The organism is Variovorax sp. SPNA7, from assembly GCF_033807855.1.
Lineage (GTDB): Bacteria > Pseudomonadota > Gammaproteobacteria > Burkholderiales > Burkholderiaceae_C > Variovorax > Variovorax beijingensis.
Map to the genome: position 1 here is coordinate 406,451 of NZ_CP138514.1, position 16,039 is coordinate 422,489.

Here is a 16,039-nt window from a genome sequence, read left to right on the forward strand (position 1 = left end):
AAGCGACACTCCACGTCACTTTCCGCTCCGATTCGTGCGTTCTTCGCCGGCAGCAGGCGCGGGTATGGATCGTGCACCGTGTGCCGCGGCAGCTGATTGCCTTCATTCTCAAAAAATCTTCTTTCATGATCATGTTTTTCCGGCGATGCGTTTCTGCACTGATGCTTTCGGTGCTCCTGTTCGGCTGCGGTGGTGGTGGCGGTGGCGGTGGCGGCGGTAGTCAAGGTGGCGGCTTCGCCGGCCTGATCGGCTCGGCCGGCAACAGTGGCGGCGGCACAGGTGCTGCTGCAGGTGGTTCGAGCGGCACGGGCGATGCAGGTGGCACAGGTGATACAGGCGGCACAGGCGGCGGCACTTCGCCCATCCCGGCGACTGCCGCATTGGTGGCAAAGCTCGGCAAGCCCGCGCGGGTGCTGCTCGGACTCGGCGCGGGCAACACCCTCGCGCAGATGAAAAGCCAGGACATCCATCCGGACATCGTCGACGCGTATCTCGTCGGCGTGGGCGCAGGTGCCTGGCCCACCTGGAACAGCCCCGACGGGGCCCACATCACCTTCACCGCGCAGGCCGCCCAGGCCTACGGCGCCGTCCCGATGTTCACGCTCTACCAGATGGCAACGAGCGGCGAGGGCAACATGAGCATCATCAACGACGCGGCCTTCATGAACGGCTACTGGTCGCAGGTGCGGCTGATGTACCAGCGCGTCGCGGCCCTGGGTACGCCCGTCCTAATCAACCTGGAGCCGGACTTCTGGGGCTTCGTCGCGGCACAGGCGCCGGACCGCGACGCGACGCGGCTGACGGCCCTCGTGAACAGCCAGTCCGAATGTTCAGCGTTGCCGAACACCGCCGCAGGCCTGGGGCAATGCCTGGTGCAGATGGGCAGGCAGATCGCGCCCAAGGCGCTGCTCGGGTTCCCACCCGCGTTCTGGAGCGGCACCGCTGCCGAGATCGGCGCACAGATGCGCGAGGTGGGGGCGCACCAGGCGGACTTCATCGTCGCCCAGACCACCGACCGCGACGCGGGCTGCCGGGAAGTTGCATCGCCGCCCGCGGAATGCACCGGGCGAAGCGGCCCGTTCTACTGGGACGAAAGCAACGTTGCCAGCCCGAACTTCCACGAGTCCCAGAAACAGATCTCGGACTACCGCACCGCGCTGGGCAACGGGCTGCCGATCCTGTGGTGGCAGACGCCGATGGGCGTGCCCTCCGCCACGCCGGGCGGCACCGACCTGCACTATCGCGACAACCATGTCGACTACATGCTGCGCAACGCCCAGGAGTACGGCGACACCCACGCCTTCGCGATCGTCTTCAGTGCCGGAGGCGCCGTTCAGACCTCGATCAGCACCGATGGCGGCCAGTTCGCCCGCCTGTCGACCCAGTACCTCGCACGCGGCGGCGCCGCTTTGAAGTAGCAGCGATCGGCAACGGCGGGAGCATGGCACTCCTGCCCTTGTCGCGCCCGGCACGAGAGGCCGGCGTAGCGTCAGGGTTCACCCCAATCACCGGTCCGGCAATTCGGACGGCCTCATCGCCGCGCATCCGGATCGTCGGCAGGGCGTCCACTTCATTCCTGCTTCGTTCCCCATGAAATCAATGACTTAGCGTGCCTTGCGCGCCACGCGTCGCGTGGCACATCGATTGCTCTGTACCAAGGCCGGCCGCATCGCCCGATGCAGGTCCCGGCCATGACACAGGAGACAAACCGATGAGCACCATGGGTGACCTTGACCCCACGGAAACCGGCGAATGGGTCGATGCGCTCGGCGCGGTCCAACAGCACCGCGGCAGCGAGCGCGCGAACTTTCTGCTGAATCGCCTCGTCGACGAGGGCCGCCGCGACGGCGTGTACGTGCCGCGCTCGCTGAACACGGCCTACCGAAACACCATCCCGCCCGAGAAGGAAGAAAAGTCTCCCGGCAACCGCGAGATCGAGCACCGCCTGCGCTCGATCATCCGCTGGAACGCGATGGCGATCATCCTGCGCGCCAACAAGGATTCGTCCGAACTCGGCGGCCACATCGCGAGCTTCCAGTCGGCGGCCACGCTCTACGACATCGGCTTCGGCCACTTCTGGCATGCGGCCACCGACACGCATGGCGGCGACCTGCTGTTCATCCAGGGCCACAGCTCGCCCGGCATCTACGCGCGTGCATTCCTCGAAGGCCGGCTGAGCGAGCAGCAGCTGCTCAACTACCGGCAGGAGTCCGAAGGCAACGGCATCCCGTCGTACCCGCACCCGTGGCTCATGCCCGATTTCTGGCAGTTCCCCACCGTGTCGATGGGCCTGGGCCCGCTGATGGCGATCTACCAGGCGCGCTTCCTCAAGTACCTGCATGGCCGGGGTCTTGCCGACACGGCGCCGCGCAAGGTCTGGGCCTTCATGGGCGACGGCGAGATGGACGAGCCCGAGTCGCTCGGCGCCATCTCGCTCGCGGGCCGCGAGAGCCTGGACAACCTCGTGTTCGTCATCAACTGCAACCTGCAGCGCCTGGATGGCCCGGTGCGCGGCAACGGCAAGATCGTGCAGGAGCTCGAGAGCGTGTTCCGCGGGGCCGGATGGAACGTCATCAAGGTGCTCTGGGGCAGCGGCTGGGACGCACTGCTCGCCAAGGACAAGAGCGGCAAGCTGCTGCAGCGCATGGAAGAGTGCGTGGACGGCGAGTACCAGGACTTCAAGAGCAAGAGCGGCGCCTACGTGCGCGAGCATTTCTTCGGCAAGTACGACGAGACCCGCGCGCTGGTCGCAGAGATGAGCGACGACGAGATCTGGGGCCTCACGCGCGGGGGCCATGACCCCGAGAAGGTGTTTGCCGCCTATGCCGCGGCCGTCAGGCACAAGGGCCAGCCCACGCTGATCCTGCCCAAGACGGTGAAGGGCTACGGCATGGGCGAATCGGGCGAGGGCCAGATGATCGCGCACCAGGCCAAGAAGATGACGCAGGACGCGCTGCGCGGCTTTCGCGACCGCTTCCAGATCCCGGTGTCCGACGAAGAGCTGCCCGACGTGCCCTTCATCCGGCTCGCCGAGGACAGCCCCGAGATGAAGTACCTGCGCGAGCGCCGCGCCGCGCTCGGCGGCTACCTGCCGCAGCGCCGCCGCAAGTCGACCGCGCTCGAGATTCCGCCGCTGGCCACCTTCGAGCGCCTGCTCAAGGACACCGGCGAGCGCGAGATCTCGACCACCATGGCCTTCGTGCAGATGCTCGGCACCTTGGTGCGCGACAAGCAGATCGGCAAGCACGTGGTGCCGATCGTGCCCGACGAGTCGCGCACCTTCGGCATGGAAGGCATGTTCCGCCAGCTCGGCATCTGGTCATCGCTCGGCCAGCTGTACAAGCCGCAGGACGCCGACCAGCTCATGTACTACCGCGAGTCGAAGGACGGCCAGGTGCTGCAGGAAGGCATCAACGAGGGCGGCGCGATGTCCAGCTGGATCGTCGCGGCCACCTCGTACAGCACGAACAACGTGCCGATGATTCCGTTCTACATCTACTACTCGATGTTCGGCCTGCAGCGCGTGGGCGACCTGGCCTGGCTGGCCGGCGACATGCGGGCGCGCGGTTTCCTGCTGGGCGGCACTGCCGGGCGCACCACGCTCAACGGCGAGGGCCTGCAGCACGAGGACGGCCACAGCCACATCCTGGCCGGCACCATTCCCAACTGCGTCTCGTACGACCCGACCTTCGCCTACGAGGTGGTGGCCATCGTGCGCGACGGCATGCGGCGCATGTACGCCGAGCAGGAGGACGTGTATTACTACATCACCCTCATGAACGAGAACTACCCGCACCCCGGCATGCCCGAGGGCAGCGAGGCGGGCATTCTCAAGGGGCTCTACCAGCTCGGCGACGGCGGCAAGACACCCAAGAAGGGCCACCGCGTGCAGCTCATGGGCAGCGGCACCATCCTGCGCGAGGTGATGTTCGCGGCCGAGCTGCTCAAGAACGACTTCGGCATTGCCGCCGACGTATGGAGCGCCACCAGCTACAACGAGCTGCGCCGCGACGGCATGGCCGCCGAGCGATGGAGCCGGCTGCACCCGACCGAGCCGGCGCGCAAGAGCCACGTCGAGCAATGCCTCGAAGGCCACGACGGCCCGGTCATCGCGGCCACCGACTACATGCGCAACTACGCCGACCAGGTGCGCGAATACATGCAGGCCGCGGGCCGGCGCTACACCGTGCTGGGCACCGACGGGTTCGGGCGCAGCGACTACCGCCGCAAGCTGCGCCGCTTCTTCGAGGTCGACCGCTGGCACGTGGCCGTGGCCGCCCTCAAGGCGCTGGCCGACGACGGCGTGATCAAGCACACCGTGGTGGCCGAGGCCATCGAGAAGTACGGGCTCGATGCCGAGCGCGCCGCCCCCTGGACCGTCTGAGGCACGACATGAGCAATGCAATCGACATCAAGGTGCCCGACATCGGCGACTTCAGCGACGTGCCCGTCATCGAGATCTTCGTGAAGGTCGGCGACACGGTGAAGGCCGAAGACCCGCTGGTCTCGCTCGAATCCGACAAGGCGACGATGGATGTGCCCGCGCCGGTCTCGGGTGTGGTGACGGCCATTGGCATCAAGATCGGAGACAAGGTCAGCGAAGGGTCGGTGATTCTTTCGCTGGCGACGGGCGATGCGCCGGTGGCGGCGGCCGCTCCCTCACCCCAACCCTCTCCCGCGGGCGGGAGAGGGAGTGAAGCGGCGGCGGCGGTGCTGCCTGCCGGCAATGCAGAGGTCGAAGCCGGCTTCGCGCTCGCCTATGCCGGTCCGGCCGTGCGCAAGCTCGCACGCGAGCTCGGCGTCGACCTCGGCAAGCTCAAGGGCACCGGCGACCATGGCCGCATCGTGCGCGCCGACGTCGAGGCCTTCGCGAAGGGCGGCGGTACGTCTGCTGCACCGGCCGCGTCCAAGGCCGCACCCGCAGGCGGCGGCGTCGGCGGCATCGACCTCTTGCCCTGGCCCAAGGTCGACTTCGCCAAGTTCGGCCCGACCGAGCGCAAGGAGCTCTCGCGCATCAAGAAAATCAGCGCCGCCAACCTGCACCGCAACTGGGTCGTCATTCCGCATGTGACGACGCACGACGAAGCCGACATCACCGAGCTCGAGCCCTTCCGCGTGCAGATGAACAAGGAGCTGGAAAAGTCGGGCGTGAAGATCAGCATGCTGCCCTTCATGATGAAGGCGGCGGTGGCCGCGCTGAAGAAGTTCCCGGAGTTCAACGCCAGCCTCGACGGCGACGCACTGGTGCTCAAGAACTACTGGCACATCGGCTTCGCGGCCGACACGCCCAACGGGCTCATGGTGCCGGTGATCCGCGACGTCGACAAGAAGACCGTGCCCGAGATCGCGAAGGAGATGGGCGAGCTCGCCAAGCTCGCGCGCGACGGCAAGCTCAAGCCCGACCAGATGTCGGGCGGCACCTTCACCATCAGCTCGCTCGGCGGCATCGGCGGCATCTACTTCACGCCGATCATCAACGCGCCCGAGGTCGCCATCATGGGCGTGTGCAAGAGCTACTGGAAGCAGCACTCCGCCGACGGCAAGACCTGGACCTCGCGCCTCACGCTGCCGCTGTCCCTGTCGTGGGACCACCGCGTGATCGACGGCGCCGCCGCCGCGCGCTTCAACGTCTATTTCGCCAACGTGCTCGCCGACCTGCGGCGCGTGCTGTTCTGAAGGAAGCTCCCAATGGCAAACACGGTGGAAGTCAAGGTCCCGGACATCGGCGAATTCAAGGATGTCGCGGTCATCGAACTGCTGGTCAAGCCGGGCGAAGTCATCGCGGTCGATACCGGGTTGATCATGGTGGAGTCGGACAAGGCCTCGATGGAGATTCCTTCGAGCCATGCGGGGACGGTGAAGGAACTGAAGGTCGGGCTGGGGGACAAGGTGAGCGAAGGCTCCGTCATCCTGGTCATCGAGACGGCTGCTGCGGGGGCGGGGGCACCCTCACCCCAGCCCTCTCCCGCCAGCGGGAGAGGGAGTGAAGCGGCCGGCTACGCCGGCAAAGTAGATCTGGAATGCGAAGTGCTCGTGCTCGGCGCCGGCCCCGGCGGCTATTCGGCCGCATTCCGCAGCGCCGACCTCGGCATGAAGACCGTGCTGGTCGAGCGCTACGCGACGCTCGGCGGCGTGTGCCTCAACGTGGGCTGCATCCCCTCGAAGGCGCTGCTGCACACGGCCGGCGTGATGGACGAGGTGAAACTGCTCGCCAAACACGGCATCAAGTACACCGCGCCCGAAGTCGACATCGACGCGCTGCGCGGCTTCAAGGATGGCGTCATCAAGAAGCTCACCGGCGGCCTGGCGGGCATGGCGAAGGCGCGCAAGGTCGAGGTGGTCACCGGTGTCGGCAGCTTCCTCGATGCGCATCACGTCGAGGTGGTGGGCGAGGGCGGTGGCAAGCGCGTGCTGAAGTTTGCCAAGGCCATCATCGCCGCGGGCTCGCAGGCCGTGAAGCTGCCCTTCATGCCCGAGGACGAGCGCGTCGTCGACTCCACCGGCGCGCTGCTTCTCAAGGGCATTCCCAAGCGCATGCTGGTGATCGGCGGCGGCATCATCGGCCTGGAGATGGCCACGGTGTACTCGACCCTGGGCACGCGCATCGACGTGGTCGAGATGCTCGACGGCCTCATGCAGGGTGCCGACCGCGACCTCGTCAAGGTGTGGGAGAAGTTCAACGCGCCGCGCTTCGACAACGTGATGCTCAAGACCAAGACCGTCGGTGCCAAGGCGACGAAGGCCGGCATCGAGGTGAGCTTCGAAGGCGAAAAGGCGCCTTCCACCCCGCAGCTCTACGACCTCGTTCTGGTCGCCGTGGGCCGCAGCCCCAACGGCGGGAAGATCGGCGCCGACAAGGCCGGCGTGGCCGTCACCGAGCGCGGCTTCATCGAAGTCGACAGGCAGATGCGCACCAACGTGCCGCACATCTTTGCCATCGGCGACATCGTGGGCCAACCCATGCTCGCCCACAAGGCCGTGCACGAGGCGCATGTGGCGGCCGAGGTGGCGCACGGCGAGGCCGCGTACTTCGATGCGCGGCAGATTCCCTCGGTGGCCTACACCGACCCCGAGGTGGCCTGGGCCGGCAAGACCGAGGAGCAGTGCAAGGCCGAGGGCCTGAAGATCGGCAAGGCGGTGTTCCCGTGGGCCGCATCGGGCCGCGCCATCGCCAACGGGCGCGACGAAGGCTTCACCAAGCTGCTGTTCGACGAGGCCACGCACCGCATCGTCGGCGGCGGCATCGTCGGCACGCATGCGGGCGACCTGATCAGCGAGCTGTGCCTGGCCATCGAGATGGGCTGCGAGCCCGCCGACATCGGCAAGACCATCCACCCGCATCCGACGCTCGGCGAATCCATCGGCATGGCCGCCGAGCTGTTCGAAGGGGTGTGTACCGACCTGCCCCCGGTGAAGAAGAAGTAGGCCGCCGCGATGCCGCTCGCACTGGCTTTCGAAGCGCTGGGATCGGGCCCTCCGGTGGTGATCCTGCACGGCCTGTTCGGCGCGGGGCGCAACTGGATGCGGGTTGCAGAGGCGCTGGCCGCGGACCACCGTGTCTACTTGCCCGACGCCCGCAACCACGGCGCCTCGCCCTGGGCCGAGTCCATGTCATACGTGGAGATGGCGGAGGACGTGCTCGCGCTGATCGAGCGGGAGCAATTGCAGCGGCCCTTCGTGATCGGGCACAGCATGGGCGGCAAGACGGCGATGGCGCTGGCGCTGTCGCATCCGCAGGCCATCGGCGGCATCGCCGTGATCGACATCGCGCCGGAGAGCTACACCGATCAGTTCTCGTCGTACGTGTCGGCCATGCGCAGTCTCGATGTGGCGGGTGCCGCCGGCCGCCGCGAAATCCACCAGGCACTGGCCGACAGCCTCAACGCGGAGGCCCCGGTCGACTTCCTGATGCAGAACCTGCGCCGGCAGAACGACCGCTTCGACTGGCGGTTGAACCTGCTCGCCACGGGCCTGTGCATGCGCGAGCTCTGCGGCTTTCCCGAAGCCTTGCGCGACGCGCGCTACGACGGTCCGGCGCTCTTCATCCACGGCGCGGAGTCCGGCTACGTGCGGCCTTCGTCGCTCGCCGGCATCCGCGCGCTGTTCCCGCGTGCCGGGACCGAGCGCGTCGCCGACGCGGGGCACTGGGTGCATGCCGACCAGCCCGCGGCACTGCTGTGCGGGCTGCGCAATTGGCTGGCCGGCGGTGGCACGGCCGTCCCTCAATGACATTCCACGGAGACACCATGTCCGACGACAAACTGCGCGAAGCCGCACTCGACTACCACCGCTATCCCACGCCAGGCAAGATCTCGGTGAACCCGACCAAGCCGATGGCCACGCAGCGCGACCTTGCGCTCGCGTACTCGCCCGGCGTGGCCGAAGCCTGCATGGAGATTGCCCGCGACCCGGCCGAGGCCATGAACCTCACCTCGCGCGCCAACCTCGTGGCCGTCATCACCAACGGCACGGCGGTGCTGGGGCTGGGCAACATCGGGGCGCTGGCCGGCAAGCCGGTGATGGAAGGCAAGGCCTGCCTCTTCAAGAAATTTGCCGGCATCGACGTGTTCGACATCGAGCTCGACGAGAACGATCCCGACGCGCTCATCGACACCATCGCGCGGATGGAGCCCACCTTCGGCGGCATCAACCTGGAGGACATCAAGGCGCCCGAGTGCTTCTACATCGAGAAGAAGCTGCGCGAACGCATGAAGATCCCGGTCTTCCACGACGACCAGCACGGCACCGCCATCGTCGCGGCCGCCGCCATTCTCAATGCGCTGCGGCATGTGCAGAAGGACATCCGCGAAGTGAAGCTGGTGGCCTCGGGCGCCGGTGCGGCGGCGCTGGCCTGCCTCGACCTGATCGTGAGCCTGGGCCTGCCGATGCGGAACATCTACGTGTCCGACAGCGCGGGCGTGGTGTACACCGGCCGCAAGGAGCAGATGGACCCGAACAAGGCCCGCTATGCGCAGGAGACCCCGGCGCGCAAGCTGGCCGACGTGATAGCCGGCGCGGACATCTTCCTCGGCCTTTCGGCCGGCGGCGTGCTCAAGCCCGAGATGGTGAAGGAGATGGCGCGCGACCCGATCATCCTCGCCATGGCCAACCCGGCGCCGGAGATCCTGCCGGAAGACGCGCTGGCCGTGCGGCCCGATGCGATCCTGGGCACCGGCCGGTCGGACTATCCGAACCAGGTCAACAACGTGCTGTGTTTTCCGTTCATCTTCCGCGGCGCGCTCGACGTGGGTGCGACGGCCATCAACGAAGAGATGAAGCTTGCCGCGGTGCGCGCCATCGCCGAACTCGCGCATGCCGAGATTCCCGAAGTGGTGGCGCAGGCCTACGGCGCGCTCGGCCTGCGCTTCGGCCGCGACTACCTGATCCCCAAGCCTTTCGACCCACGGCTGATCGAGGCGGTCGCGCCCGCGGTGGCGCAAGCCGCGGTCGACAGCGGCGTGGCAACGCGGCCCATCGCCGACATGAAGGCCTACCGCCAGCGCCTGTCGCAGTTCGTCTACCAGTCGGGCAGCAGCATGCAGCCGCTGTTCGCAGCCGCCAAGCAGTCGCCCAAGCGGGTGGTCTACGCCGAGGGCGAGGACGAACGCGTGCTGCGCGCCGCGCAGGTGGTGGTCGACGAAGGCCTGGCGCGCCCGCTGCTGCTGGGCCGGCCCGAAGTGATCGCCGAGCGCATCGCGCAGTACGGCCTGCGCCTCACGCTGGGCACCGACTGCGAGGCCGTCGACCCGCTCGATGCGGCCGTGCATGGCGATGCGGCCGAGGCCTACTACCAGCTCAAGCGCCGCGAGGGCGTCTCGCGCCTGGTGGCGCAGACCGAGATGCGCAGCCGCGGCACGCTGCTGGCGGCCGTGCTGGTGCGCCAGGGCCGGGCCGACGCCATGCTGTGCGGCACGCTCGGCAGCTACGGCGACCACCTGCGCCATGTGCGCGACGCGATCGGCCTGCGCGCGGGCGCCAGGACCATGGCCGCGATGCAGATGCTGATGCTGCCGGGGCGCCAGCTCTTCATCTGCGACACGCACGTGAACCGCGACCCCGATGCCGCGCAGGTCGCCGAGATCGCGCTGCTCGCGGCCGAGGAGGTGCGCCGCTTCGGCGTGACGCCGAGCGTGGCGCTGCTGTCGCACTCGAACTTCGGCGGCTCGGACGCGGCCTCGGCCGTGAAGATGCGCGAGGCGCTCGCGCTCATCAAGGCGGCCGATCCGCAGCTCGCGGTGGAGGGCGAGATGCGCGGCGACGCGGCGCTGTCCAAGACCATCCTCGACCACGAGTTTCCGGATTCGGCGCTGGAGACCGAGGCCAACGTGCTCGTCATGCCCAACGTCGACGCGGCCAACATTTCGTACAACCTGCTGCGCATGGCGGCCGGCAGCGGCATCACGGTGGGCGGCATCCTGCTGGGCGCGGCGCGCTCGGTGCACATCCTCACGCCGTCGTCCACCGTGCGCCGCATCGTCAACATGACGGCGCTGGCGGTGGTCGATGCCAACTCGCACCGCAATGCGGCCTGACGAGGGTGCGGCCATGAACGACACCGTGACGCCGCCGGCGTCTGAAATTTTCCAGGAGATTCCCGTGGACCAACCATCCGTCGCACCCAAGCCCTTCTACAGATCGCTCTACTTCCAGGTCATCACCGCCATCGTGCTCGGGGTGCTGCTGGGGCACTTCTGGCCCGACACCGGCGCATCGATGAAACCGCTGGGCGACGGCTTCATCAAGCTCATCAAGATGATCATCGCGCCGATCATCTTCTGCACCGTGGTGGTGGGCATCGCGGGCATGGAGGACATGAAGAAGGTCGGCAAGACCGGCGGCCTGGCGCTCCTGTACTTCGAGATCGTGAGCTCCATCGCGCTGGTGGTGGGCCTGGTGATCATCAACATCGTGCGCCCCGGCGCCGGCATGAACGTCGACGTGAGCCAGCTCGACGCCAAGAGCGTGGCGGCCTACACCGGCCCCGGCAAGATGCAGAGCACCACCGACTTCCTTCTCAACGTGATTCCCAACACGGTGGTCGACGCCTTCGCCAAGGGCGAGATCCTGCAGGTGCTGCTGATCGCGGTGATGTTCGGCTTTGCGCTGCACAAGTTCGGCGGCCGCGGCACGCTGGTGTTCGACGTGATCGAGAAGGGCTCGCACGTGCTCTTCGTGATCGTGGGCTACATCATGAAGGTCGCGCCCATCGGCGCCTTCGGTGCCATGGCCTTCACCATCGGCAAGTACGGCGTGAGTTCGCTGCTGCAGCTGGGCCAGCTGATGGCCACCTTCTACCTGACCTGCCTGCTGTTCATCTTCGTGGTGCTGGGGGGCATCGCGCGCTTCCACGGGTTCAGCATCTGGAAGTTCATCAAGTACATCAAGGAAGAACTGCTGATCGTGCTGGGCACCTCGTCGAGCGAATCGGTGCTGCCGCGCATGATGGCCAAGCTGGAGAACCTGGGCGCCAAGAAATCGGTGGTCGGCCTGGTGGTGCCCACGGGCTACTCCTTCAACCTGGACGGCACCTCGATCTACCTGACGATGGCGGCGGTGTTCATCGCGCAGGCAACCAACACCGACATGACGCTCACGCAGCAGCTCACGCTGCTCGCGGTGCTGCTGCTCACCTCGAAGGGTGCGGCGGGCGTCACGGGCAGCGGCTTCATCGTGCTGGCGGCCACGCTGTCGGCCGTCGGCCACGTGCCGGTCGCGGGCCTGGCGCTGATCCTGGGCATCGACCGCTTCATGTCGGAAGCCCGCGCGCTGACCAACCTGATCGGCAACGGCGTGGCCACGGTGGTGGTCGCCAAGTGGACCAATGACCTGGACACCGTGCGCATGAAGCGCATCCTGGACAACGAGACATCGGCCGAAGCCGACGCGCCCGAGGCGGTGCTGGACAAGGTCGAGACCCACATGCCCGTGGCCCAGCCGCGCTGAGGCGCCCACATGCCCGTACGGAACAGCCCGCCATGAACAGCTCCGTGCAGAAGCACCGCGTGGTCATCGTGGGCGGTGGCGCCGGGGGCCTGGAGCTGGCCACCCGACTGGGCGATTCGCTGGGCAAGAAGGGGCGGGCGGACGTCACGCTGATCGACAAGCACCGCACCCACGTGTGGAAGCCCAAGCTGCACGAGATCGCCTCGGGCAGCATGGACATGAGCGCGCACGAGGTCGACTACCTCGCGCAGGCGCACTGGCACCACTTTCGCTTCCGGCTCGGCGAGCTGACCGGCATCGACCGCGAGCGGCGCGAAGTGCAGGTGGCGCCGTACCTGGACGACGAAGGCCGGCTGGTCACGCCCGAGCGCGCCTTCGGCTACGACACGCTGGTGGTCGCCATCGGCAGCCTCAGCAACGACTTCGGCACGCCCGGCGTGCGCGAGCATGCGCTGCGGCTCGAATCGAAGGCCGATGCGCAGCGCTTTCACCAGCGCATGGTCAACGCCTGCATCCGCGCGCATGCGCAGGCCACGCCGCTGCGCCCCGAGCAGCTGCACGTGGCGATCATCGGCGCGGGCGCCACGGGCGTGGAGCTGGCGGCCGAGCTGCACCGCACCACGCGCGAAGTGGTGGCCTACGGGCTGGACCGCGTGGATGCCGAGAAAGACATCCAGGTCAGCGTGATCGAAGCCGCCGACCGCGTGCTGCCCGCATTGCCCGCGCGCATGTCGACCGCCACCGAGGCGCTGCTGCGCAAGCTGGGCGTGGATGTGCACACCGGCGCCAAGGTGGCCGAGGTGCTGCCCGAGGGCGTGCGCCTGGCCGACGGCCGCGTGCTGCCGGCCGAGCTGGTGGTGTGGGCCGCGGGCGTGAAGGCGGCCGATTTCATGAAGGACATCGCGGGCCTGGAGACCAACCGCAGCAACCAGCTCGCGGTGCTGCCCACGCTGCAGACCACGCGCGATGCGGACATCTTCGCGATCGGCGACTGCGCGGCCTGCGACTGGCCCGAAGCCAATGGCGGCAAGGGCGGCCTGGTGCCGCCGCGCGCCCAGGCGGCGCACCAGCAGGCCTCGCACGTCGCGGCGCAGATTCGCCGGCGCCTGGACGCAAAGGCGCTCGAGCCCTACCGCTACCGCGACTTCGGCTCGCTGGTGTCGCTCGGCGAGTTCAGCACCGTGGGCAACATGATGGGCGGCCTGATCGGCGGGAGCCTGATGGTCGAGGGGCTGTTTGCGCGGCTCATGTACATCTCGCTCTACAAGATGCACGAACTGGCGCTGCACGGCGTCGTCAAGGTGTCGCTCGACACGCTCGCCCGCCTCATCACGCGGCGCACCGAACCCCACGTCAAGCTGCATTGAGCAGCAAAGGGCCATCCTTCTTTCGCACCAACCTCAAGGAGATTCTCATGTCAGACGATATCGTGATCGTGGCCGCGCAACGCACGGCAGTCGGCAAGTTCGGCGGCGCGCTGGCCGGCACGGCCGCACCGGAACTGGGCGCGCATGTGGTGAAGGGGCTGCTCGAGAAAGCCGGCGTACCGGGCGATGCGGTGTCCGAAGTGATCATGGGCCAGGTGCTCGCGGCCGGCGCTGGGCAGAACCCGGCGCGGCAGACGGTCATCAAGGCGGGGCTGCCGATCGGCGTGCCGGGCCTCACCATCAACAAGGTCTGCGGCTCGGGCCTGAAGGCCGTGATGCTGGCGGCGCAGGCCGTGAAGTGCGGCGACGCCGAGATCGTGGTGGCCGGCGGCCAGGAGAACATGAGCGCCGCGCCGCACGTGCTGCCCAACTCGCGCAACGGCCAGCGCATGGGCGACTGGAAGCTGGTCGACACCATGATCGTGGACGGCCTGTGGGACGTCTACAACCAGTACCACATGGGCACCACGGCCGAGAACGTGGCAAAGAAGTACGGCATCACGCGCGAGATGCAGGACGCGCTCGCGCTCGCCTCGCAGCAGAAGGCCGCGGCCGCGCAGGATGCGGGGCGCTTCGACGACGAGATCCTGCCGTTCAGCATCGCGCAGAAGAAGGGCGACCCCATCGTCTTCGCGGCCGACGAGTTCGTGAACCGCAAGACCAATGCCGACGCACTGGCCGGCCTGCGCCCGGCCTTCGACAAGACGGGCTCAGTCACCGCCGGCAATGCCTCGGGCCTGAACGACGGCGCGGCCGCGGTGCTGGTGATGTCGGCCTCGCGCGCCGCCGCGCTCGGCCTGCAGCCGCTGGCGGTGATCCGCGCCTACGCGAGCGCCGGCCTGGACCCGTCGCTCATGGGCATGGGCCCGGTGCCCGCTTCGCAGCTCGCGCTCAGGAAGGCCGGCTGGAAGGCGCAGGACCTCGACCTGATGGAAATCAACGAAGCCTTCGCGGCCCAGGCCTGCGCGGTCAACCGCGAGATGGACTGGGACACCAGCCGCATCAACGTGAACGGCGGCGCCATTGCCATCGGCCACCCCATCGGCGCCTCGGGCTGCCGCGTGCTGGTGACGCTGCTGCACGAGATGCGCCGCCGCGGCGCCAACAAGGGCCTGGCCTCGCTGTGCATCGGTGGCGGCATGGGCGTGGCGCTCGCAGTCGAACGCGCTTGAACAAGTTTTTTTGTCACACAACGCACCAAGGAGAAATCAGATGAGCGAGAGCAAGCAGCAACAAGTGGTCCTGGTCACCGGCGGCATGGGCGGCCTGGGCGAGACGATCTCCACCAAGATGGTCGATGCGGGCTACAAGCTCGCGGTGACCTATTCGCCCGGCAACAAGTCGCACGCCGACTGGGTGGCGCAGATGGCCGAGCGCGGCTACCAGATCCTGGCCGTGCCCTGCGACGTGGCCGACTACGACTCCTGCGCACGGGCGGTGGGCCAGGTGCGGGAAGCCCTGGGCCCGGTCGACGTGCTGGTCAACAACGCCGGCATCACGCGCGACATGACCTTCAAGAAGATGGACCAGATCAACTGGAACGCCGTGCTGCGCACCAACCTCGACAGCCTGTTCAACATGAGCAAGCAGGTGGCCGACGGCATGGTGGAGCGGGGCTGGGGCCGCATCATCAACGTGTCGTCGGTGAACGGCTCGAAGGGCGCGTTCGGGCAGACCAACTACTCGGCCGCCAAGGCCGGGGTGCACGGCTTCACCAAGGCGCTGGCGCTTGAAGTGGCCAAGAAGGGCGTGACCGTGAACACCATCTCGCCGGGCTACATCGGCACGAAGATGGTCACGGCCATTCCGAAGGAAGTGCTCGACAGCAAGATCCTGCCGCACATTCCCGTGGGGCGCCTGGGCAAGCCCGAGGAAGTGGCGGGGCTGATCATCTACCTGGCCTCGGAGGAGGCGGCCTTCGTGACGGGCGCCAACATCGCCATCAACGGCGGCCAGCACATGCAATGAACGCATGACCATGATCCTCAAGAACGGCATCGATCAGGCCGCGCTGATCACCAAGTTCACCGACGCCTCCGCGAGGCAGGGCGAAACCATCCGCAAGGCCGTGCACGAGGCCACGCTCAAGGCGCTGCAGGGCCGCGAGCTCACGCTCGCGAACATCCGGCAGGTGCTGGGCACGGTCACCAAGGCGGCCTCGGCCGGCGCAGAAGGCAGCAAGCTGCCCGCGCCCGACGTGCAGGCGCTGCTGGCCAAGGCCTTCGCCGGCATGGACGGTGCGCTGGAGCAGGCGGTGCTGGCCAACCAGCGCGCGCTGCAGCAGCTGGTCGACCAGGGCGTGAGCCTGCGCGAGACGCAGCTCAAGAAGGCGCTCGCCGACATCGAGAAGATGGAAGACACGCTGTTCGCCAGCGTCAGAAAGGCGGCGCCGATGGACGGCCCGTGGAGCGGCGTGTTCCAGGCGCTGCAGGGCAAGGGCACCGGCACCGGCGCGCGCGCCACCGCGGCGCTCGAACAGCTCATGGAAGACACGCACAAGAACCTGCGCGATGGTCGCGCGCTGAGCCTGCGCGCCACGCAGGCGATGCTCGACAGCTATGCGACGCTCGCGAGCGGCGTGCTGATCGGCATGTCCGAAGCCCTGAAGCAGGGCGGGGCGGCTTCCGGACGCACGCCATCGGGCAGCCACTGATGCGGCGGCGGCGGCC

At 67.8% G+C, this 16,039-nt stretch carries 11 protein-coding genes; all 11 read left to right on the forward strand.

What is annotated here, in order from left to right:
• The first annotated feature begins 161 nt into the window (after window positions 1-161).
• The 11 genes from RZE77_RS29655 (at window position 162) to RZE77_RS29705 (ending at window position 16,023) form a co-directional block, all read left to right on the forward strand.
• Window positions 162-1,418 carry a hypothetical protein gene (locus tag RZE77_RS29655; RefSeq protein ID WP_319443277.1) on the forward strand — a complete coding sequence of 419 codons (1,257 nt, stop codon included), beginning with the start codon at window positions 162-164 and terminating at the stop codon, window positions 1,416-1,418.
• Between the two features lie 293 nt (window positions 1,419-1,711).
• The gene (gene aceE / locus RZE77_RS29660) at window positions 1,712-4,384 is read left to right on the forward strand and encodes a pyruvate dehydrogenase (acetyl-transferring), homodimeric type (protein ID WP_319443278.1); all 2,673 of its coding nucleotides are present in this window, start codon (window positions 1,712-1,714) and stop codon (window positions 4,382-4,384) included.
• A gap of 8 nt (window positions 4,385-4,392) precedes the next feature.
• The gene (locus RZE77_RS29665; RefSeq protein ID WP_319443279.1) at window positions 4,393-5,676 is read left to right on the forward strand and encodes a dihydrolipoyllysine-residue acetyltransferase; all 1,284 of its coding nucleotides are present in this window, start codon (window positions 4,393-4,395) and stop codon (window positions 5,674-5,676) included.
• Window positions 5,677-5,688: 12 nt separating this feature from the next.
• Entirely contained in the window at window positions 5,689-7,425 is a 1,737-nt protein-coding gene (gene lpdA / locus RZE77_RS29670; protein WP_319443280.1) for a dihydrolipoyl dehydrogenase, read from the forward strand.
• 9 nt (window positions 7,426-7,434) lie between these two features.
• On the forward strand, window positions 7,435-8,229 hold the full coding sequence (locus RZE77_RS29675; RefSeq protein WP_319443281.1) for an alpha/beta fold hydrolase: 795 nt from the start codon (window positions 7,435-7,437) through the stop codon (window positions 8,227-8,229).
• A 17-nt stretch (window positions 8,230-8,246) separates the two neighbouring features.
• Entirely contained in the window at window positions 8,247-10,532 is a 2,286-nt protein-coding gene (locus RZE77_RS29680) for an NADP-dependent malic enzyme (protein ID WP_319443282.1), read from the forward strand.
• A gap of 13 nt (window positions 10,533-10,545) precedes the next feature.
• Window positions 10,546-11,943: a dicarboxylate/amino acid:cation symporter gene (locus RZE77_RS29685; protein ID WP_319433225.1), complete on the forward strand. Its 1,398-nt coding sequence runs from the start codon at window positions 10,546-10,548 to the stop codon at window positions 11,941-11,943.
• A gap of 32 nt (window positions 11,944-11,975) precedes the next feature.
• Window positions 11,976-13,310: an NAD(P)/FAD-dependent oxidoreductase gene (locus RZE77_RS29690; protein ID WP_319443283.1), complete on the forward strand. Its 1,335-nt coding sequence runs from the start codon at window positions 11,976-11,978 to the stop codon at window positions 13,308-13,310.
• A gap of 47 nt (window positions 13,311-13,357) precedes the next feature.
• Window positions 13,358-14,542 (forward strand): acetyl-CoA C-acetyltransferase, encoded by a 1,185-nt coding sequence (locus tag RZE77_RS29695; RefSeq protein ID WP_319443284.1) that lies wholly within the window; start codon window positions 13,358-13,360, stop codon window positions 14,540-14,542.
• Window positions 14,543-14,582: 40 nt separating this feature from the next.
• Window positions 14,583-15,338 (forward strand): acetoacetyl-CoA reductase, encoded by a 756-nt coding sequence (phbB, locus tag RZE77_RS29700; RefSeq protein ID WP_319443285.1) that lies wholly within the window; start codon window positions 14,583-14,585, stop codon window positions 15,336-15,338.
• Window positions 15,339-15,342: 4 nt separating this feature from the next.
• On the forward strand, window positions 15,343-16,023 hold the full coding sequence (locus RZE77_RS29705; RefSeq protein ID WP_319443286.1) for a DUF6781 family protein: 681 nt from the start codon (window positions 15,343-15,345) through the stop codon (window positions 16,021-16,023).
• The last annotated feature ends 16 nt before the right edge of the window (window positions 16,024-16,039 follow it).